The following is a 26,066-nucleotide window of genomic DNA, read 5'->3' as shown; positions in this document are numbered from 1 at the left end:
CCTGCCCGACGGGTACGGAGCGGGCGCACTGCCAGACGCGCTCCCGGCCTCCAAGGTGGGCGGCTTTGCGTCCAAGGCCTCGGTGGTGTCGGTGGGAAGGAAGTCGCCCGCTGCTTGATTCCGTCCGCTTCCGGGTGCTTCGCTGCCTCCAGACGCCATGAGTACCGTCCCTACAGAGTCCCCCCGCTTCCTCGGGCGCTATGAGCTCGTCCACCCCCTGGGCCAGGGCGGCATGGGGGAGGTGTTCCTGGCGAAGATCAGCGGCGCGGCCGGCTTCGAAAAGCCGTGCATCGTGAAGACGATACTGCCGGCGCTCCTGAAGGACCGTCAGTTCCTGGACCGGTTCCACCACGAGGCCAAGGTGCTGGTGCACCTGGTGCATTCCTCCATCGCCCAGGTGTACGACATGGGCGAGGCGGACGGCACGTACTTCATGGCGCTGGAGTACGTGGCCGGCGTGGACCTGGCCTACCTGCTGGAGCAGGCGCGCGCGCAGGGCGTGGCGGTGCCGGTGCCGGTGGCGCTGTTCCTGGGCCAGCGCATCGCGGAGGGGCTGGGCTACGCGCACCGCAAGGCGGGGCCGGACGGCTCGCCGCTGGGCATCGTCCACCGCGACGTGTCCCCGCACAACGTCATGGTGTCCTACGAGGGCGAGGTGAAGGTCATCGACTTCGGCCTCGCCAAGTCCGCGGCGCGCAGCAAGTACACGCTGCCGTCCACGGTGATGGGGAAGCTGGGGTACATGTCCCCCGAGCAGGTGCGCGCCGAGCCCCTGGACCACCGCAGCGACATCTATTCGTGTGGCGTCGTGGTGTGGGAGATGCTGGCGGGCCGGCCCCTCATCCCCCACGGGACGGTGGGGGAGATGATGGCGGCCATGTCGCAGCCGGTGGTCCCCTCGCTGAGCGAGCTGCGGCCGGACGTGGACGCCGCGCTGGACGCCGTGGTGCGCCGCGCGCTGGAGGCCCGCCCGGACGGCCGCTACATGCGGGCGGACGAGCTGGGGCGCGCGCTGAACGCGGAGCTGGTGCGCTCGGGCGCCGCCATGGGCGCCGAGGAGGTGGGGCACTTCGTGCGCGGGTTGTGTCCGGACGCGTTCGACGCGCAGCGCAAGCTCATCTCCAAGGTGTCCTCGTCCTCCAACCACCGCCGCACGCCCGCGCCCGGCTATGGCACGGGGCCGCAGCCGGCGGCGGGCTTCGAGCCCACGCTGATGCGCGGCCCCACGGGGCGGCCCACGTCCCAGTCGGGCGGCGTGGCCCGTCCCGGCGCCATCTACGCGGAGGGCGAGGATGACCTGGGCACGGGGGCCACCACGGTGCGGCGGCCCTCCGGGCCCGCGTCCAGCGTCAGGGTGGCGCCGGACGGCGACCCCGCCGGGGCGAGGCCCGTCGTCGCGCCCGCGGCGGCGTCCGCGGCCGCGCTGGAGGCGCAGGCCGCCCGGAAGCGGCCGGTGGGGCTCTATGTCGCCATCGTCGTGTTGCTGCTGATTGCCACCTCCGCCGTCACCGCGCTGTTCGTCCAGTCGTCCGGGGGCGCGCCGGTGGTTGCCGCTGGGGCGGAGGCGCCGCGGGGCCCGGACACGGCGGGCGGCGCCTCCGGAGCGGTCGCGCCGCCAGACCCGGCCAGGGCAGTGGCCACCGCGCCGCCGGTGGCGCCCGCCGAGGCGGCTGCCGGGCAGGACGCGGGCGTGGGCGCCGAGGCCAGCCCGGCGGTGGTCGCCGCGGGCGGGCCGGGGGCGCCCGAGGTGGAGGCCGCGCCGTCCTCGGTGCGCGCGGCGCCCGACGAGGAGGAGCCAGCGCGGGCCCGGGCGCCTCGCGCGGCGCCGGTGAAGACACCTCCGAAGAAGCCAGCGGCCCCCGCCGAGCCGGCCGTCGTCTACGCCACGCCCGCGAAGGTGCTCCTGATTCGCAAGGCGAACGGGCGAGCCTATGTCGACCGGGGCGCCGGACGGGCGTTCCTGCCAGGCATGGAGATGGACGTGCTGGGGCCGCTGAAGAACGGCAAGCGCGAGGTGCTGGGCCGGGCCCGGGTGGTGCGTCCGGCCCGGGGCGGCGGGATGTTGCGGCCCCTGCGCGCGTTCCTCGAGCTGGACGACCGCGCGCTCAACGCCTCGGAGGACCTCTTCGTGGCGGCCCCAGGACAGGGGGAAGCCTCCGATGCGGCGGCGCAGGAGGAGACGCCCGCGGAGGCCGCCGAGGCTGACTCGGGTGCGCCGGATGCCATCGTGGCCGAGGCCCCCGCGAAGCGCACGCTGCGGGGCCACGCGAGCGAGCAGGGCGGGGTGGGCGGACTCCTCGACCCCGGCGTGGAGGTCCAGAACCACGAGTCCTTCGACTGGTCGGACTGCTACGTGGTGAAGGACATCCGCAAGACGGCCTGGCTGGGCGTGCTCAAGGCCGGGGAGCGCAAGACGGCGAGCCGCTTCCGGCACAACGCGAACTTCGACGTCGGCTCCGGCTACATCGGCGTCCTCTGCAAGGAGGGCGAGCTGCGGGTGAAGGTGCGCTGACGGGGCTCCGCGTCCGGGGGGGACGCGGGCGCTCACTCCCCGAGCCGCGCCTCCGCCACGGGGCAGTCGGCGACCAGCGTCTTCGCCTGGGCGTCTCCGCCGCGCGCGTCGCGCACCGCGCGGTCCAGGGACGTGCGGCACTGCCACGTCACCTCGCGCGTGCCGTGGCAGCAGTGCCACCCGGTCAGCGTCCGGCCCAGGTACTGAAGCATCTCCGCCCGGGTGGGCGTGACGAGCAGCCACACCGCGCCCGCCAGCACCCCAAGCCAGGGCGACTGGAGCGCCACGCCCTTGAGGCGAGCGCCCACGCCGGCGGGGACGGGCGCCGCGTGGAGGCCGAGCAGCGTGTCCAGCGGCCGGCGCAGCAGCACGACGTTCAGCAGCAGGTCCAGCGGCGTGGTGAAGGCGCGGGCCAGCCCTGGCAGCAGCCCGGCCGTGCGCTCCCCTCGCACCAGCGTCACGCCCGCCACCTGCCTCCAGAAGGTGCGGCCCGTCACCCCGCCCACGGCGGAGGCGGTGAGCCACGCCAGGGCCATGGCCAGCAGCATCGCCAGGGGCGCGCGCTCCTGCTCCAGGGCACGCAGCGCGGCCCAGCCCACGAGGACGGAGGTCCCCAGGTCCAGCACATCCGCCACCCACAGGTGCCACTGGTACCGCGCCTGCGTGGTCACCTGGTCCGTCGCAAACAACGACCCGTCGCTCATCCACCCTCTCTTCGGCGCGCGGAGCATAGACCGGACGGGAGGACGTGCGCCTCAGGGCTCCACCGGGTTCGACCAGGGGACACCCCGGGTGTCGCATTCCCGCAGTGGCGCGGTGGGGCGGTGGCTCGCATCTTCACCTCTGCGCGACGCGTCGGAGGCCTCCTCCACCATCGGGGTCTCCTCGCCGGGCGCGCAATGGCCATGGCCATGGCGGAGCCGGGAGTGCGGTTTCCGGCTCCACAGGTGGTGGCGGACGCGGCGGCAGCGGCGGGGGGAAGTCGGTGGGGCTGTACAGGGGGAGGAGGCCGGTCCCCCGCCGCTGCCGCCAAGACCGTTCACTGAACGTTCCACTTCCGGTGAATTCGGGGGCGTGTGGCCTCTGGGCCGTTTCTGCCTGACACTGCGGCCCGACATGCGCACTCCGGGGCAGCGAGCCCGCGCTCTCAGGCGGGGGTTCATCGGGTGGTTCTTCTTCGCGGGGCTCTTCCTGGCGACGCCGGGCATGGCCCTGGACCCGCAGCGCCGTGTCTCGCAGTACAGCCAGGACGTGTGGCGCAGCGACGACGGGCTGCCGCAGAACAGCCTGCTGTCCATGGTGCAGACGCGCGACGGCTACCTCTGGCTGGGCACCTGGGAGGGGCTGGCCCGCTTCGACGGGGCGCGCTTCACCGTGTTCGACCGGCGCAACGCGCCGGAGCTGCGCAACCACACCATCAAGGCGCTCGCGGAGGACGCGTCCGGCACGCTGTGGCTGGGCACGGGCCAGGGGCTGGTGGCGTACCGCCAGGGCCGCTTCGAGCGGGCCCCGGGCGCCGCCGCGTCGCTGGAGTCCGCGCGGGTGGAGACGCTGGTGGCGGCGGACGGCGTGCTCTGGGTGGGGACGTCGGCGGGTCTCTGGCAGGTGCCGTTGGGTGAGGGCGTGGCGCGCCAGTACACCGTCGCGGATGGCCTGCCCGCCTCCCACGTCACGTCGCTGACGCCAGGGGAGGGCACGTCGCTCTGGGTGGGCACGCCGGAGGGGCTGGCCCGCTGGGTGGACGGGCGCTTGGAGCCGGCGCCGTTCCCCTTCCCCGGGCCGGAGCCCCGGCCCTACGTGATGGCGCTGCGCCGCGACGCGACGGGCGTGCTCTGGCTGGGGACGCGCGAGGGCCTCTACTCCTGGAATGGCGTGGTGGCCCGGCGCTTCACGACCGACGAGGGCCTGCCGACCCTCTCCGTCAACGCCTTGTCCGCCGACAGCGACGGCAACCTCTGGGTGGGCACGCAGCGCGGCGGCCTGACGCGGCACAACGCGAAGGGCTTCAGCGAGCCGGTGCCCGGCATGGCGTGGACGGCGGAGGCCGCGGTGCTGTCGCTGCTGGAGGACCGGGACGGCCACCTGTGGGTGGGCACCTATTCGGGCCTGATGCGCCTGCGCGACGGCCCCTTCGCCACGTATGGCATCCCGGAAGGCCTGGCCGACGAGACGGTCAGCGCGGTGCTGGAGGACCGGCGCGGCGTGCTGTGGCTGGGCACCACCAGCGGCCTGTTCCGGTACGAGGACAAGACGTTCCACCACGTGGGCGCCGAGCAGGGCCTGCCGGAGAGCGTCATCCCCGCGATGCACGAGGCCCCCGACGGGACGCTGTGGGTGGGCACGCTCAACGGCGCGTACCGGTATGACGGCCAGCGCTTCACGCGGGTGTCGCGCGCGCAGGGGCTGCCGCATGACGTGGTGACGGCCATCCTGGTGGACTCGCGGGGCAACACGTGGCTGGGCACGCAGACGGGGCTGGCGCGGCTGCACGCTGGCGGCGTGACGGTGTACGGCCCGAAGCAGGGCTTCACCAACCCCATCATCGTCATGGTGGAGGACGCGCGCGGCCGGGTGTGGTTCGGCTCGGACACGGGGCTGGCGCGCTGGGACGGCGAGCAGAAGGGCTTCCAGCGCTTCACGCAGCAGGACGGGCTGCCGGGTGATTTGGTGCTGGCGCTGCACGCGGACCCGGACGGCACGGTGTGGGTGGGCACGGAGACGGGGCTGGGCCGCTGGCGCGATGACACCTGGGCGCGCTGGACCATGGCGCAGGGACTGTACGACGACGCGGTGTTCAGCCTGGTGCCGGACGGGGACGGCTCGCTGTGGATGAGCAGCAACAAGGGCGTGTCCCGGGTGTCCCGGCGCGACCTGGAGGCGGTGGCGGATGGCGAGCGCCCGCGCCTGACGACGCTGGACTTCGACACGCGCGACGGCATGCGCAGCGCGGAGTGCAACGGCAACACGCAGCCTTCGGCGTGGCGGGGGCAGGACGGGCGGCTGTGGTTCACCAACCTGCGCGGCGCCATCGTGGTGGACCCGGTGCGGGTGCGCGCGAGCCGGCAGCCGCCCGAGGTGCGGATTGAAGAGGTGCGCGTGCAGGGCAAGCCGGTGCCGGTGGAGGGGCCGGTGGAGCTGGAGCCGGGGGCCTCGCGGCTGGAGATTCGCTTCACGGCCTTCACGCCCGTGGACGCGGCGCGGCTGCCCTTCCGCTACCGGCTGGTGGGCCACGACGACACCTGGGTGCACGCGGAGGCGCGGCGGGCGCTGTACAACAGCCTGCGGCCGGGCAGCTATCGCTTCGAGGTCCAGGCGAAGGGCCGGGACGACGGGTGGACCGAGCCGGTGTCCCTGGACGTCGTGCTGGAGGCGAAGCTGTGGCAACGCACCGGCTTCTGGCTGCTGTGCGTGCTGGGCGTGGGGGTGCTGGGCGTCAGCGTGTACCTGCTGCGCGTGGGGCAGTTGAAGGACCGCGAGCGGTGGCTGGCGGAGCGCGTGAAGGACCGGACGCAGGCGCTGGCGCGGGCCAACGCGGAGCTGGAGGCGAACATGCGCACGCTCCGGCAGGCGCAGGCGCAGCTCGTCCAGACGGGCCGGCTGGCGGCGGTGGGGCAGCTCGCGGCGGGCGTGGGACACGAAATCAACAACCCGCTGGCGTACATCGTGTCGAACCTGGAGCACGCCAGCGATGAAGCGGACGCGCTGGCGCGGGAGCTGGACGGGACGCGCGACGACGTGGGCGCGCGCTTGAAGGACGTCAATCAGGCGCTGCGCGAGGCGCTGCTGGGCGCGGACCGGGTGCGGCGCATCGTCCAGGACCTGAAGATGTTCTCCCGGCCGGATGACGAGAAGCAGGGGCCGGTGGCGCTGCACGCGGTGCTCGACTCGGCGGTGAAGATCGCCATGGGCGAGCTGCGCCCCCGCGCGAAGCTGGTGCGCGACTACGGCGACGTGCCGCGCGTGGAGGGGAACGAGGCGCGCCTGGCGCAGGTGTTCCTCAACCTGCTCATCAACGCGGCGCAGGCCCTGCCGGAGGGGCACGCGGAGTCGAACGAGGTGCGGCTCGTCACGCGCCTGGGGCCGGATGGACGGGTGGTGGCGGAGGTGCGTGACACGGGCAGCGGGATTTCGCCCGAGCTGCTCGGCCGCATCTTCGACCCCTTCTACACGACGAAGCCGGTGGGGGTGGGCACGGGGCTGGGGCTGTCGCTGTGCCACGCCTACCTGACGGCCATGGGCGGCACCATCGCCGTGGACAGCGAGGCCGGGCGGGGCTCGGTGTTCCGCGTGACGCTGCGGGCCGCGTCGGAGGACACGGCCCCTGGGCAGCCGGCGTCCGCGCCGCCGCCGCATGCGAAGCGCACGGCGGGCGAGGCAGCGGGTTCCGACACCCTGGCGGCGGGCCAGGAGAACGCGGGGCGGATGGTCATGCAGGACGTCAATGCTCCAGGAGGCGTGTCGCCGTCACCGGACACGGGCCCGTCCATGGGCGGGGCGGGGGAAGGTGCACCCGCGTCCACCCACGCGGTGTCTGGCGAGGCGCCGTCCACCTCCCCGGACCGCGAGGTGCGTGGCGGCGCGTCCCCGGCCGGCGCCAATGCGGACACGCCCGTCCGGACGCGGCCTCGGGCCGAGGACGGGCCCGCGGCGTCGGCGCCGGCCCTGTCCTCGGGGGGGACGGGCTCGGGCGAATCGCCCGCGATGCACGGCGCCCGTCCGGAGCCCCAGGCGACGCCAGCCCCGGAGGCGGCGCGAGGACGGGTGCTGGTGGTGGACGACGATGCGCTGGTGAGCGGCGCCATCCGCCGCACCCTGTCGCGGGAGAACGACGTGGAGGTGCTGGTGAGCGCGCGGCGGGCACTGGAGCTGCTGACGGGGGCCGAGGCGCGTTACGACGTGGTGCTCTGTGACTTGATGATGCCGGAGATGACGGGGATGGACCTGTACGACGCGCTCGCGCGGGTGGACCCGCGAGCGGCCGAGCGCATCGTGTTCATCACGGGCGGCGCCTTCACGGCCACCGCGCGGACGTTCCTGGAGCGGGTGGGCAACCCGCGCGTGGAGAAGCCCTTCGACCCGGAGGCCCTGCGTCAGCTCGTCCGGTCCGAAGTGGCGCGTGCCCGCCGCGAGGCGTCGGGCCGGGCGGCGTAGCGCCCGGCCCGGCCACGTCAGAGGTCCAGCACCAGCCGCTTGGAGCGGGCGCGCGACACGCAGACGAGCATGCGCTGGTCACCCGCGGGCTCCGTCTGGAAGAAGGTGTCGCGGTGGTCGGGCTGGCCATCGCAGACGCGCGTGACGCAGGTGCCGCACGTGCCTGCCTCGCAGTCGCTCGGGATGCGCACCCCATTGCGGCGCAGCACGTTGAGCACCGACTGCCCCGCGGGCACCTGCAGCACCTGCCCCGTGCTGCGGATGGTCACCTCGAAGCCCTGCTCCTCCCGGCCCGAGGCGGCGCTGGCGCCCTCGGCGGTGAAGGACTCGAAGTGCACCTTCTCCCAGGGCCAGCGGTGCAGGGTGGCGGCGTCGCGCACGGCCTTCATCAGCCCGGAAGGGCCGCAGCAGTACAGCCGCGCCCCTGGCAGGCGCGTGGCCAGCAGGGCCTTCACGTCCAGCCCCTGGCTCGGGTCGCCGCCGTCGAAGGAGAAGCGCACGCGCTCGGCGAAGGGCGGCTGGGAGAGCAGCTCGTGGAAGGCGGCGCGGCCGGGCGCTCGCGCGCAGTAGTACAGCGTGTACTCCGCGCTGGTGCGCTGGAGCATGCGCGCCATGGACAGGATGGGCGTGATGCCAATGCCCCCCGCCACGAGCACGTAGCCGCGCGCGAACAGGAGCGGGAAGTTGTTGCGGGGCGCCCTCACCTCCAGCACGTCCCCTTCGTGCACCCGCTCATGCATGGCGCGCGAGCCCCCGCGCCCCCTGGCGTCCCGGGCCACGGCGATGACGTAGCGGTGGGCCTCCTCCGGGTCGTTGCAGAGTGAATACGAGCGCTTGAAGTCTCCCGGGCCCGGGACGTGGACCTCCAGGTGGGCACCGGCCTCGAAGGGGGGCAGGGGGCTGCCCTCCGCCGCGACCAGCTCGTACGACAGGATGTCCTCGGCCTCGCGAGTGATGCGCGCGACCCGGACCCGCAGGATGTCATTCATCACGGTGCTCCCCTTCCCCAGTCTCCAAAGCGACGCACCCCCATCCATCCGGGGGACGGTGGCACGGACATTGGGCCGCGGAACGCCCACGGGTGATTGCCCGGGAGTCTCGGCGCCCGTCACGTCCCAGGCGGTGCGGAGGGGGCGCGCGCGCCGCCCTGAGTCCGCGCCGTGTCCGCGCGCCGCTTGTCCGCCTGGGGAGCAGCCGTCCGGCCCGGCTGTCTTCAGGTCGTCCCGGCATCCATGCGGCGCCATCACCACCATGCTGGGCATGCCGCGCTGCGCCAGAGAGGCGGCGCTCGGGACGCTCCCGGAGCGGCCAACGACTCTCTTGGAGGTGAATCCATGGATGCCATCGCGTTGCTGAAGGCGGACCACAAGACGGTGGAGCAGTTGTTCCGGAAGTTCGAGAAGGCGGGCCCCAACGCCCACAAGCTGAAGCGCCGGCTGGTGGACCAGTTGGTCACCGAGCTGTCCGTGCACGCGGTCATCGAGGAGCAGGTGTTCTACCCGGCGGTGCGCTCGCGCTCGGAGGAGCTGGGGCCGGAGGTGCTGCGCTTCCTGGAGGAGCACCACGTGGTGAAGTGGCTGCTGGCGGAGCTGGATGGCATGTCGCCGGAGGCGGAGCGCTTCGACGCGAAGGTGCAGGTGCTGATGGAGAACGTGCGCGCGCACGTGCTCCAGGAGGAGGGCCAGCTCTTCCCGGCGCTGAAGAAGGTCTTCCGTCCGCAGGAGCTCCGGACGATGGGCGACGTGCTGGAGATGGCGCGGAAGGGGGCGCCCACGCGGCCGCACCCGATGGCGCCGGACACGCCGCCGGCCAACCTGGTCGCGGGCGCGGTGTCGGCGGTGATGGACATGGGGCGGGACGCGCTGCGGGCCGCGCGGCGCAAGGCCACCACGAAGGTGCGCTCCGTCGCGGGCCGGGGCCCCCGTCAGGTGGTGCGCGAGATGACGGGCGCCGAAGCCGCCAGTCCGTAACACTCCGCCGGGCCTGGCGCTCCTTCTCTCCGCGTGGGGGAGGGAGCGCTCCGGGCGATGGCGTGGGGAAAGTGAATGCCGCCAGAGGGCGGCCGTTCCAAGGGGTAAGGACGTTGCAGTACGAGCCCGCAGCGGCCCATGCCTGAGGAGGCCCCATGTTTGCCCGACCTGTTCGTAGCGTGTTGCTGACCGCGATGTTGTTCACTGGCGTGACGGCCGTCGCGCAGCCTCAGCCCGTCCCGGCGCCGCGCGCGCAGTCCCTGGTGAACGCGCGGACGATTCGCGTGGAGGGCACGGGCGAGGTGAAGGCGCAGCCCGACGAGGCCTTCATCGACGTGGCGGTGGAGACGCTGGCGCCCAACGTGAAGGCGGCGGGCGAGCAGAACGCGAAGCGCATGGAGAAGGTGATTGCGGCGCTGACGTCCGCGGGCATCGCCAAGCGGGACATCCAGACGCGCAACTACTCGGTGTACCCGGACTACGCGCCGCCGCTCCCCAACCAGACGGAGCCGAAGCTGCGGGGCTACCGGGTGAGCAACCTGGTGAGTGTCCACGTGAAGGACCTGTCGCGCGTGGGCCCCCTGCTGGACAAGGCCCTGGCTGCGGGCGCGAACCGGGTGGACTCGGTGCGCTTCGGTCTGAGCCGCCAGGAGGCGGTGCAGGGTGAGGCGCTGCGGCAGGCGGTGGCGCGGGCGCGCAAGTCGGCGGAGGTGCTGGCCGCGTCGCTGAACGCGAAGCTGGGGACGGTGCTCGACGCGAGCACGGTGGCGGAGCCCCCGCAGTTCTACCCGGCGCGCTTCGCGATGACGGAGGCCGCGGCGGATGGCCGGGCGATGTCCACGCCCATCCAGCCGGAGGAGCAGACGGTGCAGGCGCGGGTGACGCTCACCTTCGTCATCGAGTAGTCGAGGTCGTCAGTCGCCCATCAATATCAAAGGCTTGCTGGGGTGCTCCATTGCCGTGGTGCAGGCGTGTGCCCCCAGTGTGCCCCTTCGGTGGTGTGACCCGAAGCGGCCTGTTGGAAGGGGCTGGGCTGCTCGAGTTGCTGCACGGCGTTCTCGCGTGTCTCTGGGGAGAGGTGGGCGTACCGCATCGTCATGTCGATGGTGGCGTGGCCCATCAACTCCTGGATGACCTTCAGGGGGACGCCGCGCATGGCGAGGTGGCTGCCATAGGTGTGCCGCAGGTCGTGCCAGCTAACGAAGGAGGTATGGACTCCTTCATGAACGCGGCTGCGGTGTAGCGGCTTGAGAAGTACTTCCAGCAAATCGGCGAGGTACGCGCTGGAGGCGATGACGCGGCGGGATTCGGTGGAAGCGTGGATTGTGGACGACACGGGCTTCCTCAAACGAAGGCCGCCGCTTCCCGGGCTGGCATCACCATGTCTCCGTCGCGCTGTGCTGCTACGCCTTCCTCGTGGCCGAACGCACGCGGCGTTTTCCCCCTCGGCCCGAAGGGCGGCTGAAGCCCACGTGCAGCCCCTCTCGGCCTGAGCGCCACTTCCACGACAGCTTCATCACCGCACGACTCGCGATGGCGCGGGTGATTGCCACCTGGTTGCCGCGCTGCCCCACCTGCCACCGCGCCAACCAGCACCGCACCTCTCGTCGCCTGCTCGGCCTCCCCGTCCACCCCTCGGGCCCCTGACGCAGTAGTGTTAGGAGGCGTGTATGCACAGGAAGCGAAGGTGTCTGGCCGCGCTGCTGCTGTTGCTGTTACCGATGAAGGGATGGGCCTCGGAGCCTCCCTTGTCCGAGGAAGAGACCTCATCCACCGCAACGGCTTCGCCCCCGCGCAGGTGGCACTACCTGACGCGCCTGGAGGCGACGGCGTTCGCTCTGCTTCCTCGCGCGGGCGCTGGTGGTGACGACGGCTTCATCCAGGTGGAGCCCACGCTCATCATCGACGGTGGCCCCGAATTCGGCGTCAACGTGGGGGCGCCCGTGCGCTTCCGGATGTGGGGCGGTGGTGAGGGCGTGGGGATTGTGCGGCGTGAGGACTGGGACTCCCTCTCGGACTGGGGGCGGCTCGTCCGTGGCCTCAAGTTCGGCTCGGACAACGCGCCCGTGGGTATCTGGTTTGGGCCCCTGGAGGAACACCGGCTCCTCTCCGGGCATCTGGTCCGCCGCTACTCCAACCGCACGAATCCCGACTACCACCCGGCGGGAGGCATCTTCACTGGCGAGGCTGGCCCCCTCTACACGGAAGCCTTCGCCTCCGACGTGCTGGGCGCGCGGCTGATGGGCGCGGAGGTGGCCCTGGACATGGAGCACATCCTCTTTGGCCAGCCGAAGCAGCGGGGCCGTTACACGCTCGCGGTGTCCGCCGTGCATGACTGGGGACGGGCAGGTGGACGCGCGGCCTCGGTGACGCTGGCGCACCTGGACGCAACGGCGGGGGTGTTGTTGCGGCCTGACCATGAGGTCCACGTGATTGCTGGGTGGGGCGGACGTCCTGGCGAGGGCGGCGCATGGGGGGCTGTCGCGGGCGCGGGGCTGGACACGCGGACGGAGACACTCCACCTGCGGTTGCGGCTGGAGGCGCGGCGCCAGCAAGGCGGCTTCCGGCAAGGCTTCTTCGGAGCGGACTACGAGCTGGCGCGCTTCCAGCCGCGGGCACGGAGGGCGTACCGCTCGCGAATGCTGGCTTCCCGGACGGCTACTCCGCATTCGGTGAGGCCGAAGTGGGCTGGGACGCCGTCAGCTACAGGGGCCTCAACAAGCACCTGAAGCTGTCGCTGGGCGCGGAGGCGTTCTCCTGGGGGCGCTTCGACGTGGACGGGCGCGTGGCGGTGCAGCTCTTCGAGCGCAGCCTGGAAGTGGCGTTGAAGGGCCTGGGCGTCGGCATGGGGCAACCCGGGGTGCGCTACCTGGGAGCGGCGGAAGTGCGCTGGAGATTCCTGGGAGGGAAGCTCTACGCGATGGGGACGGGAGGCACGCTGCTCTTCCCCACGGTGGAAGGGGCGCTGCGGCCGGGGGCTTTTGCGTCGGTGGGCCTGGGGGTGGACAATGCGCGCTGACGTCCTGCTGTGGGTGGTGGCGATGTTGGCCACAGGGGGCGCTGCGATGGCGCATGCCTCCGGGCTTGGCGGAACGCTGTACGCCGCGCCGCGCGTGGCCCCGTCCTCCGCGTGGGAGCACACGCCAAACGATGAGCCTCCACGTGTGTCGGACGCTTCTCCATTCTCAATCTCCGGGCCCGAAGCCCAGCAACGGTTGTGGCGGAATTTGAGCCCACGACACGACGCAACTGGCACCGCGTCCGTAGCTGTCGGAGGTGGAGTGCGGAGCGCCGCAGCCGTGCGTCAGGCAACCCTCGACGCCATCGCAGAGGTGAAGCGCTCCCTGGAGGGCATCGAAGCCGCGCGCTCTCGACTTGCGTCGCGTCCTACCTCTCTCGGGGGCCGGGGACTCGACGGCGTCTTCACGCGCTATCTCGACCACGGCTCCAAGCAACTGACGTGGCTCCGGGGGACGCTGGGGAGTGCCACGGCGCTGGCGGGAGTGGCGTCGGAGGTGGGGGATTCAGGAATGGAGCTGGGCATCCTCCAACTGACAGGGCCCCGGCTCCAGGCCGCGATGTTCGGAACGCTGTTGCTGGCCACGTGGGTGGATTTCCTGCAACTCGCTGACGCCGTGCTCCGCGACTGTCCCATGTGCGGCTCCGAGAAGCTGTTCGCGGACCTGCATCGAGTTCAAAGCAGGATGACGCCGACGCTGGCGGACCTCGCCTCGGGGGACTCGGAGCGCATCGAGGCGGCGGCGACCGCGATGCCCGTGCTGATGGGGGAGCTGACCCACGAGTTCGACACGATTCGTCGGGAGGCGCGCTCGGCCATGGAGGTGGGCGGCAAAGTCATGGTGGCGGCGCAGGTGATGGAACTGCTCGCCCTGATTTCCACGCTGAACATGTCGCTCCCTCGGCCACCCCCAGCAGCCTCCACGACGCTCGGCATGGGGCTCGTCATGAGCTCGGGGGGCGTCATGGCGGGCTCGCGGCTCGTCGTCTCGGCGGAGTGGGTGGAGATGATGCGAAGGCTCGTGCAGGCGGGCGTCCTCTCCCTCCCAGCCGTGAGCGCCGCAGTCCGCATCCACGGCGGGCAGGTGATGATGGCCCAGGCGAACCAGGACTTGCCCGAGGGCGTGCGTGAAGCGCTGGGGGACAGCCCCGAAGTGCGCGGTATGCGGGTGACGGGCAGAGCCGGTGCAGGCATGTCCAGTGCACCGAAGCATCACGTCCTACCGAAGGAGCACCGCGAGTGGTTCGAGCGGCGCGGCTTCAAGGGTGACATGGACATCGACCAGTTCTGTGTCCGACTGGAGCAGGCCCACCACGAGGCGATTCACGGTGGGGGGAACTGGAAGCTAGGACGCACATGGCCCGGAGAGTGGAACCGCATGATCATGGAGGCTCTGCGTGAAGCGGAAAGCTTGGCTGCCCAGAGATTGACGAGGCGCCAAGTCCTGAACATCGTTGCGGAGAACATGAAGGAGTACAGAGTCCCGATGAACTTCGTCACCGGGAGAAGTCGATGAGCGGCGGAGAAGCTTGGCAGGGCAACATCAAGGCGCGCCTGTACGAACGGGTTCGCGAGCGCGGCTACGATTCCCTCACCGCCTTCGCAACCGAGCGTCCTACTGCCTCGTTAGTGGCGCTAGCTGAAGAGCTGGGCCGGGAGGACGTTGCAGGGGTACAGGTTCTAAGTGCCTTGCTCTATGAGGCGGAGCAGCGCAAGCAGGTCACGCGCTTTGTTCGCGATGTCCTTGTGCGCATGTTGTCCCAGAGCCTTCCCGACGGTTGGCCTGCCGTGCTGGACGATGCGAATCGATTCTCCGTCGCGAAGGCGCTTGGACGCTGGATCGCCTACACCCCAGATACGCATAAGGGGCGGGCTAGGCGAGTCGGAGATGCATTGATCACCAATCCGCCCGTGGCCGGTTGGCGCCCGGTCGGTCCAGACGACGAGCTTCTGAGGAGACTCCTTCCCGACGACGAAGCCTGAACGGAGTTGGTAGCCCCGCGAGTCAGAGACGGAGCCGCCATGTGCCCCCAGTGTGCCCCTCCATCGTGGTTCGAGGTGGCACACCGGGGGAACACCATGGGACTGGACGGTAAGACGTCTCCGAGCGAAATCGAGGCTCCAGCGGGTAACAGCGCGTCCTGCTTGGGGTTTCCTGGTGCCTTGGCGCGGGTGACGCTCACCTTCGTCATCGAGTAATCGCGGTCAGGTGAGGGCGCCCCGCGGCGGCGGTGAATCCCGCCGCTGCCGGGGCGCGGTGCCGGTGACCGTGGGTAACGCTGACCGACGGCAGCAATGGCGCGCAGTCGTGTGACAGTGCGCCCACGGCGGAGGTGAAGCCCGCCGCTGACTGGCGCCGAGCGCTGGGCGCGGTTCTTCGTGAGCATCTGCCGCCCGAGGCCGCGACGCAGGGGGCGATGGGCGGCCGTGAAGCGGAGCCCTCTCTCGCTCCCCTGGCCGCCGCCACGGCGTGGCGGTCAACGCCTCCGGGTTCTCGCCCGCTGGGGCCATCCGCATGTTGAGGAGGAGACACGCGACGCCGAGCGCGGCTCGGGCCGTGCCGCGATGCCTTCCACGAGCGGAGGACACGAGCGCATGAGGACAACGCGCGGTTGGGGGCTGGTAGCGGCCGGGCTGTGTGCCGTGGGGCTCGGGTGCGGCCAGCGGAGCGAGGACCGGGGCCCACCGTCCGCGAGTGAGCGGGAAGGCCGCTCGGACATTCTCCGGGGGCTCGTGGCCTCGCAAGACCGGCTCCCCGCGGCCGGCGCGATGCAAGGCGCGGGGAGCGGCCCCGCCTCACTGCCTGGAGGGGCGCTGCGTGGTGGGCAGGGCGGCTCGGGGCGGCCAGCGCCCATGGGGGAGCTTCAGGGCCGCGTGGAGTGGGTGGGCGACAACGAGCTCCTCATCCGTGGCACCGACGGCATGGCGTACGACATCGGGGTGGATGAGCAGACCCGCCTCTACCTGAAGGGCGAACCCGTGACGGGCCTGCGGGAGTACCGCGAGGGGGACGAGGTCCGCGTCAGCTACGGCGATGGTCCCGGAGGGCTGGTGGCGCACCTCGTGGACGGGGTGCCCGGGGCAGGCGCCGAACTCCCTCGACAGGAGGAACCCGCGCCGCGCGAGGGCAGGGAGCGGCCGGAGTCGTCATCCGGCTCGCTCCGCTGAGGGCGCTGTCGGCAGCGGATGCGCGGGTCGCGCGAACGGCGTGTCCGTCAGAACGGCTGTCCGTTCACGCGAAGTCCCGGGGAGGCGTCGAGTCCTGGGGGCATCAGGTGGTGGTAGTCGAACGCCGCGCCGGGGGTGGCATCTGGCGACCGGTTGAAGGAGATGCCGTCGAAGGTGCCCCCGTAGGACATCTCATCCACCGTGTCTCCACCGGGAGCGAGGAGCCTGACGACGTCGCCATCGTTGTTGAGGCCCAGTCCGCCCGAGGACGCGGCCACGGTGCTGGGGGTACCGGGCTGGAAGCCGCGAACGCCGCCGAAGACGACGAAGACCCGGCCCGGGGCCAGCGTCAGGCCGGGCGCGAAGACATGCCGCACCATGGCCGAGTCCGACAAGCTCCAGCCTGAAAGGTCCGCGGTGGTGGAGCCCGCGTTGTACACCTCGATGAACTCGTAATGGACGTCCGCCACGGTCTGCCCGGGCGGGATGGGCTCGTTGGGGAGGACCTCGTTGATGATGAGGTCCGCCATGGGGTCGGGGTCCGTGCCGCCGGAGCCCGTGCCTCCCAGGCCGTAGCGGCTGATGACGGGGTAGTGGTCGCTGACGATGTTGCCGTAGTTGGGAAGCCACGCGTCCGGACGAAGGATCTCGACGGAGCCGGGCAGGTAGTCCTCGGCCATCTCGTTGGAGGCGAGCGTGTGGTCGATGACCTCGCGATACCCGACGGTGGTGCGCATGCCGAGCAGGGACAGGGGCTCGGTGATGAAGGTGTAGCGCTGCGTGTCGGCCACGAACGGAGCGAAGGGGCTGGGGAGATTGTCGCCGGTGCCATCGCGGGTGATGGATTCGTCGACGTCGTCGTTCCAGTCGCCAATGACGAGCACGCGTTCGGCCGGCAGGGTTGTGTCCAGGTACGCCTTGAGCGCCGCGCTGGAGCGTTGCCGCTGCCCGTAGGAGGTCATGTCGTCGAACGCCTTCATGTGCAGGACGATGACGACCAACGGCGTGCTCACGCCTTGGAGGTCCGTGGTGAAGTCCACGCGCAGGGGCGGGCGGCCTCCGAAGTCCGCGTCGTACTCGGTGAGGATGAGCTGCGCGCCCTGCAGCGTGAGGGTGCTGTCGTAGAGGATGCCGGGCTTCTGCTCGCCGTTGCCGTAGTAGGCCGTGCCGTTGGGGACGAAGGACGTGTCATTGGCGAGGAAGCCATTGAAGCCGGGGAGCTGTGCCTTGAGGGTGGCGAAGTCCTGCGCGTCCACCATCTCCACGAGCCCCCACACGTTGGCGCCCGAGTCGCGAAGGATGTCGCGCGCGTGGGCAATCTGAAGGTCGTCTGTCGTTCCCCCTTCGGAGGTGGAGTCCGGCGGGCCCTGGTTGGGGGCCCCGAACCATTCGAGGTTCCAGTGGCCCACCGTGAGGGGCGTGCCCTCGCCGCGCACGGTGAGGGTCAGGCCGCGCGACGCCGACTGGCCCGCGGCGTCCGTCGCGGAGACCACGAACGTGGACTCCCCTCCCTCCGTGGGGGTACCGCCGAGGGTCCCTGTCGTTGAGAGCGTGAGCCCCGCGGGAAGTGAACCCGAGGAGACCTGCCAGGAGAACGGCGCCTTCCCTCCGGAGACTTGGAGCTGGGTGGAGTAGGGCACGTCCCTGTGGGCATCCGGAAGCGACGGGGTCTCGACGATGGGGCGGTCGCGAACCGTGAGGGTGAAGGCCCGTGTGCCCGTCCGTCCGTTCGCGTCGGTGACGACCACCTGGCCGGTGGTGGTGCCCAGCGCCTGCGGAGTGCCCGAAAGCGCTCCAGAGGACGAGAGCTGCAGCCACGAGGGAAGGGCGCTTGCTGGCGCGAACGTGTACGGCGCCTTTCCGTCGGTGGCGGTGTACGTGGCGCTGAAGGACTGCGAGACATACCCATCAAGCTGAAGCGCCGGGCCGCTCACCGACGGAGGCCGGTACACGGCCAGGGTGAGGTCCCGGGTGGCGACGCGCGCATCGGCGTCGGTGACCTGGATGGAGAAGGAGAAGGTGCCCGTCGTGGACGCGGTGCCTTCGAGCAGGCCCGCGCTGGTGAGGCGGATGCCGGCGGGAATCGAACCCGCGCTGACTGCCCAGATGTAGGGCGCGCGGCCATTGGCCACGACGAGGCCCTGGCGATAGGCGGCGTCGGTATAGGCGTCAGGCAGGGTGCCAGGCGTGAGGGTGATGCCGCTCTCGACGGTGAGCTGGAACGTGCCGGAGGCAGCGCGGCCGTTGGCGTCCCGTGCCTCGACGGTGAAGGACGCGTCCCCTGGCGTGCTGGGCGTTCCTCGCACGTGGTTTGCCTCCAGTTGGAGGCCCGTGGGCAATGTGCCGGAGGTGATGCGGAGCGTGAGCGGCGGGCGCCCACCGGCGGCGTGAAGCTCCGTCGCGTAGGTCGCTCCCAGTGCGGCGGTGGGGAGCGTACCGCCCACGAGAGAGGGCGCGGTGAACGCGGAGAGCGACAGGGCGCGCTGGCTCGAAAGCCCGGCGGCGTCCTGCACCAGGAAGGCGACGGAGAAGGTTCCGGCGCTGGCGGGAACGCCAGTGATGCGGCCCTGCGCGTCGAGCCGCACGCCCGAGGGAAGGGTGCCCTCGACGAGAGCCCAGGTGTACGGCGCCGTGCCGCCTGAGGCGTCGAGCTGCGCGGCGTAGTCCTCGCCGACGTAGGCATCGGCGAGCGCGGACGTCGCGACCTGGAGGCCGGCGTCGAGCACCTCGAGCTGGAAGGTGGCGCGAGCGGTCCGTCCGCGCGAGTCACGGACCTCCGCGTCGAAGGACGCGGTGCCCGCGGACAGGGGCGTCCCGGTGAGCTCGCCCAGGGTGGAGAGGCTGAGCCCGGTGGGCAGTGCGCCCTGGGCGACGCGCCACGAATAGGCAGGCGTGCCACCTGTCGCGCTGAGCGAGCTGCGATAGGCCTGCGCGACGGACGCGGTGGGGAGCGCGCCCGTGGTGATGGCCAACTCCGGGGCGGTGTCGTCCGTGCCGGGAGAGGAGGCGCCAGGACATGCGGTCAACAGCAGCGCGAGGAGAGGGAGCAGGGCGTGATGGACGCGCATGAAGACTCCGGCCCGCGACGGAGTCGGGCCCACGGAGGAAGTGACGACACTGTAGATTCACCCGGGCCTGTGGCGCACAGGGTCCTACTTCACCCAGAGAAAAGAAAAGGGCCGCGGCTCACAAGGAGCCGCGGCCCGGGGCTTCACGAGGAAGCCGTCAGACTAGAAGTTGGGCAGGCCCCACGACGGAGCGCCCACCGCCCAGTCCACCAGCGAGTTGGTGTCATCCGCGCTGATGCGGCGGACACTGTTGCTCGTGGCGTCCGCGTCTCGCGGGATGCCCGTCCAGACAGCGGAGATGTCACCCGCGGAAGGCGTGGACGTGTTGGTGCAGGGGGCACCATCACAATCCACCGGATCCCAATGGCCGGCGGCCTGGATGACCGCCAGGTAACCGGGGAATGCACCAGGCGGGGTGCCCGTCGTCCGGAAGGGCACTGCATCCTGGATGTTTCCGGCCGCATCCTGCACGAGGATGACCCGGCTGGAGTAGGTGATGGCGAAGGTCCCATTGCCCGCGAAGTCCCAGGCCGTGTCGAAGTGCGTCGGATTGGTGCTCTGCGGATGTTCGGCCTTGGACTGCGTTTCGGCAGGGAAGTCGCCGCCTGCGTTGAGGTGCACCACGATGATGTCGTCGACCGCGACATCCACGTCCGGGAAGATGGCGAGTCGCCCACTTCCATTGGCGATGGTGGCGCTATCCTGGACCAGGATGAGGCCGGACGTGGTCCCCGCGGTGATGACCTGGAGCTCAACCATGTCCTTCGCACCGGCCGCATTGGGCTGCACCTCGGTCAGGCGGAGCACCGCGGGCGTGCGGTAGCCACGGAACGCCTGCGTGCTGCCCTCGGTGGCCACAGTGCCGCCCGCCAGGTCCGTCACGGTGTTCGCGACGGTGACGGAGTAGTTGGCGCCGGGGGTCTGCTCGCTCGTGGTCAGGAAGACCTGCTTGCCTTCAACGCGCGCCGCGGAGACCGTCAGGCCCTCGGTGAGCGTGAACTGCTCCGCCGCGTTGGTGATGCTCGCCGCGGAGATGTTGCGGCTGAAGTTCAGGACGACCTCCGTCAGCGACGTCGCCGAAGCAGACGCGAACTCCGGCGCGGCGCAGTTCGACAGGGTGAGGTCGGACGCCGTGAACGCGGACGGCTGGGCGTTGTCATTGAACCGCCAGATGGGGCCCGCGTTCAGCGTGAACGTGCAGCCCTGGGCGATGTCGAGCTCGGTGGCGAGCGTCGCGGGCACGCGGAGCCGGAAGGAGGCGGCGGCCGCGGTGACACCCTCGGTGGTGATCTGGAAGCCGGTGTAGCCAGCGCCAATGCCACTGCCGTTCGCGGCAATCGTGCCCGTCAGGTACGTGAGCTCGGACTCCACGGAGTCCAGGCCCGTCACCAGCGTCTCCGTCGTGTCCGCGGAGCGGTTCACGGCGAGGCCGGCCGGGGTGGCCGTCGACTGGCTCTGAACCGGGTGGCCCTGGCTGATGACCGTGGTCCCGGTGACGGCGGACGCGGAGCGCAGGCCATCGGTGGTCGCCTTCGAGGCCACGGAGAAGCTGACCCGGTCACCCACGGCGACCGCGGCCAGCGCCGTCGCGTCGCTCACGAACAGGGCGGGGCCCTGGGCCTCGGCCTGGACGAAGAAGCCGGGGAGCTCGCTGCTGCCCGTCACCGCGGGCTTGATGAACGTGACGAACGCACCCTCGATGGGCAGCGCGGGGTCGAGCGCGCCATCCGCCGCATCCCGGACCGCCTGGATCTGCGTGCTGGTCGTCGCCACCGGCGTGACGAAGCCCGAGTCCTCGCAGGTGCTCGTCTCGGTGTTGCAGGTCTCGGTCAGGCCGCAGGTCGCGTTGCTGGTGCAGCCCTCCGTCCCGGCGTCCGGGTCGGTGGTGCCCGCATCGTCCTCGGTGCCCGCGTCGTCCTCGCTGCCCGCGTCGGGAGCCTGGACGATGTCGCGCTGCTCGCAGTTGCCGGAGCTGCAGGTCCACTGCTTGCCGGCGGCCGGCGGGCCGTTGTCACTGCGGCAGTCGAACTGGTCAACACACTCGTCGCCACAGCCCGTGCCCATCGTGACCATCACGGCCGTGACGACTGCCGGGAGCCAAAATCGTCTCTGCATGAGTTCCCCTCCATGGGAAGCAGGTTGTGTCCCCCTTACACCTGAACCGGAGGGCAATCCATTGTCCGGTCCTGGTGACATCGGCATTTCACACAAGTGACAACCTGATTTTCAGACGTTTACGGGTTGGCCCGAGGTGACCTGCTCGGAGGACCGGAATACAGGTCGATGACCTCCGAGATGGCGCTCTGGCACACCGAGCAGAATGGGACGCGATCCCGCGTGAACATCACGCAGTCGACCTGTGGCCGGTAGTAGCCCCGCGACTCGTACATGGCCCCTTCGAAGGCGCCGACGCGGCTTGAGTACTTCTGTGAGGAAAGAAACTTTTCCTCCCAGTCCCGCTGGGCCAGGAAGAGTTTGTCCATGTCGGACTCGGGCTTGCGCTGCGCCCGAATCTGGCCGCGCTGCTTCTGCACGGCGTTGGCGTGCTTCTCGTAGCCCTCCTTGTTCCACGGGGTAGGCAGAGGTGTTCCGGGGGAGACCAGGTGCTTCCACTTCAAGTCTTCCGGTGAGTGGAGCGCGGTGACGTTCTTCTCCCAGGGCTCCAGGCGGTCCGCGGCGGGCGCGTAGACGGATTCAGAGGTGTAGTACTCGTCGGCCAGGCCCGCGAAGTGGTGCCCGAACTCATGCACGAAGACGTAGGGCGCCCACAGGCTGTCCGAGGCGACCGTGCCGTAGAGGCCGAAGATGCCGCCGCCTCCGTAGGTGTTGCCGTTGACCAGGATCTCCACGAATTCGTAGGGCGCGAAGGCGGCGGCTTCGCGGAAGGCCTTGTTGTCGAAGGTGAGCACGTAGCGCTCGCTGCCGAAGGCGTCGTAGGTGGCGCCGATAGGCGAGCGCCGGTGGACTCCCGTGGAAGGGCGGGAGATGCCGGACTGGGCCGCGGCGGGGACGAGCCCCCAGACGTTGAAGTCCGACTTGCGCTCCTTGAAGGGGGCGTAGGTGAAGAGGATGTCCACCATGTGCCGGGCATCCTTCTCGAACTTGGCGTGCTCGGCCTTCGTGTAGCCGTCACCCAGGATGAGCAGGTCGACCTTCTGCGCGGACGGTCCGTTCTCCAGCAGCTTCAGCAGCGGCCCGGGCGCGGGAGGCGAGGAGGGGTCGACGAACATGTCCTTCGGGTCCACGACCAGCGACCACACCTCGCGGAAGGCGTTCCGGGCATCCCGCTTCTTGAGGAGCACCTGCACGGGGCGCTCGGGCGCCGGGAAGCGCAGCGACTCATGGAAGGTGCGGTTGCTGCTGCGCGCCTCGTTCGTGACTTCCCACTCGCCGTAGATGGACGCGAAGCCTCGTGAGAACAGGAGCCGGTTGTTCTCCCTGTCTCGGACCTCGAAGAGGTACTTGCCGAGGTTCGTCTCGTCGATGGCGCGTTCCGGGTGGCCGGGCCAGGGCAGCGGCTCGATGACGACCTTGTCGAGGCTGAACCGCTCCTCGGTGGCATTCCCCGTGTGGAAGTAGTCGACCCTGAGGGTTCGAGGCGTGGCCGCGGAGGCGCTCGTGGCCAGCAGCAGGACGAAGAGGGCTCGCATCATGTGCGGCACTCTACGCGCCGGGGTGGCGCGGTGGCGCGCGTTGATGCGCCTGCTCGCCCGCGCGGGAGGAGGAATGGCCCGGATAGTCCTCCTCCCGCGAAATGCATGCCCGTGGATTCGTGAATCGTTCGTTAGAACGAACCAGACAGCGAGGCCGCCGCGCCCTGGCTGTTCGCGGAGAGCCCGACCGAGACGGGCGGTGTCGAGCTCGAATCCGGAGACAGGAGGTAGAGCACCGCACCCGTGACGACCGCCGCGCTTCCTCCAATGAGCAGCCCATTGAGGACGTTGCTCTTCTGGACCAGCGCGTCGCGAATCCCCATCGCCTCCCTGTCGCTGGACAGAATCCGTCCGTTGTCGAGCCGCTTCTCCAGCGCATTCACGTCCTTCTGGGCCAGGAGCCGGACGACGCCCGCGCCAGCGAACGCGGCCACGCCGGTTCCCAGCGCGACATATGAGGCCGTCCGGAGCCCGGAGGTGGAGCGCGTACCGGAGGCCTCGCCCTCTGTCATGAGGTCGGGGGCGCTCAGGTCCATTCCGCCTGCGGACGCATGGCCGTTCCGGCCTGCACCCAGAGGGGCGTCCCACGGGGCCTTTCCATTGGCGTTCATCACGACGAGGGCGGAGGGCGAGCGGCCGGTGGTGACGAAGTCGACCAGCGCGGCGAGCGCCTCGTCCGGAGCGTCGGTTCCCTGGGTCTTGAAGCCGCCCTCGCGGAGCTTCTGTCCCCCTTCCACATTGAGGACCGTTGCCGCGAACCACTTGGGGCCGCTGCTCGGGCGCTCAAGTCGGACGACGATGACCTCTTCGACGCCGAGCGTGCCGCCCAGCCGGACCGCATGGCTCAGCGTCCGCTCGTCGTTGCTGCCCGAGGTGGCGAGGCAGGGGAAGGGGCTCGCGGAGACAGAGCCCTCGTAGGCCACGTCGACGAGCAACGGCGTCTCCGCGCCATGGACCTGGATGTGCCGTGGGAAGCTCGTGGCGGTGCCCTTGACGAGGGTGAGGTGGTAGGTGCCTGGGACGGCATCGAGCGACAACGGCGTCTGGCCCAGCTTGAGCCCATCCAGGTACACGTCCGCGGCGGGCAGCGTGGACTTCACGGACAGCTTCACCTTGCGCGTCTGAGCGAGTTCCTTCCGGAGCTTGTCGAAGTTCTGTCGAACGGATGGGGCGAAGTAGTCCGGGTTGAGCTGGTACTCAGGCTGGAGCCGCAGCACGTTGCGGAACGCCGCATCGCTCTCCTTGGACTTGCCCATGGAGCGATAGTTGAGGCCGTGGAGGAGCTGGGCCTCGACGTAGAGCTTCCAGCGGGCGTCGCCCACGGGGAGCCGGGTGATCTGCTGCATCGCCTCGTCGACGGCCTGGAGGGTCCTGGCGTTACGGCCTTCGTAGAACTGGTCCTGGGCCGCTTCGAGCTGCCGCTGGAGGTCCTCGTAGCTCTTGGTCGACTGCGGGAAGAGCCGCTCGCTGAACTGGCTGGCGCTGAGGGTGTCCTGTTCTGGCCGCGAGGTGAGGGCGCCCAGGAACGCCTTGGCTTGCCCGCTCAGCTCCGCGTCCTTGCAGTCTCCACTGGCCACCACCGCACGACGGGAGGCCGCGTAGGCCTGGGTAGATAGGAGTAAAGCCACGATTACTGGTGTGATCCTCATCTTTGAGTCTCTTTGATATGGATGGTAGGCAGGGCAGTTTGTTCGTGGCTACCGGTTGCGGCGATAGATGACGACGTCCATGGAACCACTGGCTCCAAGGCGCGTCGAGGCCACCGCGATGTTCCCGACGGAGTCTGCAGCCAGGATGAGATCGCCTAAGGAATACTGGCCCGCGTTTCTGTCATAACGCTTGCTCCAGATTGGGACCCAATGCCCCTCTGGGCGGCAGGCGATATTTATCAACACAGCTTCGTTTGTGAACTCGGTTGACAGCATAAGAAGCCCTGCCTGTGGAGTGAAGTGGAGCCCATAGATGCTTCTGCTGCTCGCCGCCAGTTGTCTTGGTGGAGAGTCCAGCGAGTTCCAATGGGGTTGATTCCATTCGCTTAAATGGAAATCCCCACGCGACGTACTTGTTTCAATGCCAGCCCAGGCAACAATGGGCGGGCTGCCTGCGGTGATCGCTAGTCTGTGGTTGTGCGGGGAACGCAGGTTTGTGTTTGTGGCTGAAAAATCACCCAGTTGTTCCCAGGAGGTCCCTGACCAGCGCCAAGCGAGAGTGCGGAACTGGCTGCCAAATACGGAGAATACCACGAAGGGGTTGTCGTTCTCATCCAGTGCCAAGGCCGGAGCGCTAGCGCTGAACGGAGGATCATCTTGGAGCGCGGTGCCAAGGTGGTGCCATTGCTCTCCGTTCCATCGGAGGACGTAGACGGCCGCTCCCTCGGCGTTCTCTGGATCCATCGAGATGGCTACGACTGGATGCCCTTGAGCGGTGAGTTGAAGCACGACATTGATGGCATGAGGACGCTCGGGGATGATGCCTCGTTCTCCCCCATAGCGGACCCATGCTGTTCCGTCCCATCTGGCGACGTGAACGTAGTTGTTGAACTCCGCGCCGAGGTCCTCTTGCCATGCGACGATGGGGGTCCCGTCTTGGAGGAGTTGAATGTTGGGAGAGTTGATTGTGAAGTCGTCTGAGCTTGTCTTCAGCCCAGGGCCGATTTGCTCCCACTGGCTTCCTGTCCATCGATTTACGAATAGATTGACGACGTTGTGTTCGTCTATCTTTTCGAAACGCTGGGTCAGTACGACTGGATGTCCATTTGCATCTAGCTGGATGTATGGCTTGATGATGTCATGAGGCCCAGTTGAGCCCGCGTGCACCGGATACGGCACGAACTCCGGAACGACCCAGCTCCAAGCCTCCCCCAGATTCACAGCGGCATTCCCGGCCAGGTCCGTCACCGTCCCGGAGAACGCCAGTCCCACCGTGCTGGGAGCGGTGAACCCCGTCACCGGGGTCACGGCCACCGTCTTCCCGTCCTCCGACAAGGACACCGTGTGCGCCACCGCCACGTCGCCCACCGTGAGGTGCACGGACTCCGTCGTCACGGTGCTCCGCTTCACGGGTTCGGAGAACTCGGCGCGGATGGGGCTCTGCACCCAGACTTCCTGGGCACCTTGCTCCGGCACGCGTGCCACCACCCGCGGCGGCGTCCGGTCCACGACCACCTCGCGGCTCGTGCTCACGTACGCGACATCTCCCAGCGCGGCGCGTGCCTCCAGCCGGTACGTCCCCTCCGCTTCACCCGCCGTGTCCCACGAGTACACGTACGGCGGCGCCAACTCCGTCAGCACCTCGCCGTCCTTGAGCAGCTCCACGCGGTCCGGCGTGTGGCCCGCCACGTCGAGTCGGACCTCGACCACACCATTCGTGTAGGCCGTGGCGGCCGGCGACGTGATGCGGACCTCGGCCTGCGCCGGCGCGACGGCCGGTACGTTGATGCATGCGGCTGCACCCAGGAGGACGACGGCCGCCGTCCAGGTCGGCGGAAGAAAGCGTTCGGGGATGTTCATGGCTCGCGGGCCGAGT

The 26,066-nt window shown here is 69.9% G+C and carries 14 protein-coding genes and 3 pseudogenes; 9 read left to right on the top strand and 8 right to left on the bottom strand.

Going from position 1 to position 26,066, the window contains the following annotated elements; genetic code table 11:
* Positions 1-157: 157 nt before the first annotated feature.
* Complete coding sequence (locus MYMAC_RS34885; RefSeq protein ID WP_095961208.1) at positions 158-2,512, top strand: serine/threonine protein kinase; 2,355 nt, start codon at positions 158-160, stop codon at positions 2,510-2,512.
* Positions 2,513-2,544: 32 nt separating this feature from the next.
* On the opposite strand, the gene MYMAC_RS34880 is transcribed toward MYMAC_RS34885, so the two are convergent.
* Positions 2,545-3,216, bottom strand: coding sequence for a hypothetical protein (locus MYMAC_RS34880; RefSeq protein WP_239989204.1), 672 nt, complete (start codon positions 3,214-3,216; stop codon positions 2,545-2,547).
* A gap of 412 nt (positions 3,217-3,628) precedes the next feature.
* On the opposite strand from MYMAC_RS34880, the gene MYMAC_RS38485 reads away from it, so the two are divergent.
* Positions 3,629-7,663, top strand: a complete 4,035-nt coding sequence (locus MYMAC_RS38485) for a two-component regulator propeller domain-containing protein (protein WP_095961206.1) — start codon at positions 3,629-3,631, stop codon at positions 7,661-7,663.
* A gap of 17 nt (positions 7,664-7,680) precedes the next feature.
* Here MYMAC_RS38485 and MYMAC_RS34870 read toward each other — a convergent pair whose 3' ends face one another.
* Positions 7,681-8,652 carry a PDR/VanB family oxidoreductase gene (locus MYMAC_RS34870; RefSeq protein ID WP_095961205.1) on the bottom strand — a complete coding sequence of 324 codons (972 nt, stop codon included), beginning with the start codon at positions 8,650-8,652 and terminating at the stop codon, positions 7,681-7,683.
* Positions 8,653-8,997: 345 nt separating this feature from the next.
* Here MYMAC_RS34870 and MYMAC_RS34865 point away from each other — a divergent pair, with 345 nt between their 5' ends.
* A complete protein-coding gene (locus MYMAC_RS34865; protein ID WP_013937140.1) occupies positions 8,998-9,633 on the top strand; it encodes a hemerythrin domain-containing protein in 636 nt (211 codons plus the stop codon).
* Between the two features lie 155 nt (positions 9,634-9,788).
* A complete protein-coding gene (locus MYMAC_RS34860) occupies positions 9,789-10,538 on the top strand; it encodes an SIMPL domain-containing protein (RefSeq protein ID WP_043709923.1) in 750 nt (249 codons plus the stop codon).
* A gap of 26 nt (positions 10,539-10,564) precedes the next feature.
* Here the strand turns inward: MYMAC_RS34860 and MYMAC_RS34855 are convergent.
* Positions 10,565-10,888, bottom strand: a pseudogene (locus tag MYMAC_RS34855) (tyrosine-type recombinase/integrase); the annotation flags it as partial.
* 95 nt (positions 10,889-10,983) lie between these two features.
* Between MYMAC_RS34855 and MYMAC_RS38775 the strand changes: the two are divergent.
* The 5 genes and pseudogenes from MYMAC_RS38775 to MYMAC_RS38185 form a co-directional block, all read left to right on the top strand.
* Positions 10,984-11,126, top strand: a pseudogene (locus tag MYMAC_RS38775) (IS701 family transposase); the annotation flags it as partial.
* Between the two features lie 177 nt (positions 11,127-11,303).
* Positions 11,304-12,652 (top strand): annotated as a pseudogene (locus tag MYMAC_RS34845) (hypothetical protein).
* Positions 12,653-13,163: 511 nt separating this feature from the next.
* Entirely contained in the window at positions 13,164-14,168 is a 1,005-nt protein-coding gene (locus MYMAC_RS34840) for a DUF2380 domain-containing protein (protein ID WP_330950078.1), read from the top strand.
* Complete coding sequence (locus tag MYMAC_RS34835) at positions 14,165-14,635, top strand: hypothetical protein (protein WP_013937145.1); 471 nt, start codon at positions 14,165-14,167, stop codon at positions 14,633-14,635. Before MYMAC_RS34840 ends, MYMAC_RS34835 begins: the two co-directional genes overlap by 4 nt.
* Positions 14,636-15,505: 870 nt before the next feature.
* Complete coding sequence (locus MYMAC_RS38185; protein ID WP_239989203.1) at positions 15,506-15,820, top strand: hypothetical protein; 315 nt, start codon at positions 15,506-15,508, stop codon at positions 15,818-15,820.
* A 47-nt stretch (positions 15,821-15,867) separates the two neighbouring features.
* Here the strand turns inward: MYMAC_RS38185 and MYMAC_RS34820 are convergent, their stop codons facing one another.
* From MYMAC_RS34820 to MYMAC_RS34800, 5 genes are all read right to left on the bottom strand, one after another.
* Entirely contained in the window at positions 15,868-18,888 is a 3,021-nt protein-coding gene (locus MYMAC_RS34820; RefSeq protein WP_095961203.1) for a putative Ig domain-containing protein, read from the bottom strand.
* Positions 18,889-19,050: 162 nt separating this feature from the next.
* Positions 19,051-21,003, bottom strand: coding sequence for a lipoprotein TP_1001-related protein (locus MYMAC_RS34815; RefSeq protein ID WP_095961202.1), 1,953 nt, complete (start codon positions 21,001-21,003; stop codon positions 19,051-19,053).
* A gap of 119 nt (positions 21,004-21,122) precedes the next feature.
* On the bottom strand, positions 21,123-22,541 hold the full coding sequence (locus MYMAC_RS34810) for an IgA Peptidase M64 (RefSeq protein WP_204817230.1): 1,419 nt from the start codon (positions 22,539-22,541) through the stop codon (positions 21,123-21,125).
* Positions 22,542-22,672: 131 nt separating this feature from the next.
* Entirely contained in the window at positions 22,673-24,190 is a 1,518-nt protein-coding gene (locus MYMAC_RS34805; RefSeq protein WP_239989202.1) for a PEGA domain-containing protein, read from the bottom strand.
* A 48-nt stretch (positions 24,191-24,238) separates the two neighbouring features.
* Positions 24,239-26,050: an Ig-like domain-containing protein gene (locus tag MYMAC_RS34800; protein WP_239989201.1), complete on the bottom strand. Its 1,812-nt coding sequence runs from the start codon at positions 26,048-26,050 to the stop codon at positions 24,239-24,241.
* Positions 26,051-26,066: the final 16 nt, after the last annotated feature.

This window comes from Corallococcus macrosporus DSM 14697 (genome assembly GCF_002305895.1).
In the GTDB taxonomy this organism is placed as follows: Bacteria; Myxococcota; Myxococcia; order Myxococcales; family Myxococcaceae; genus Myxococcus; species Myxococcus macrosporus.
The sequence above is the reverse complement of the archived record's forward strand: the minus strand, read 5'-3'. Positions and strand labels throughout refer to the sequence as shown.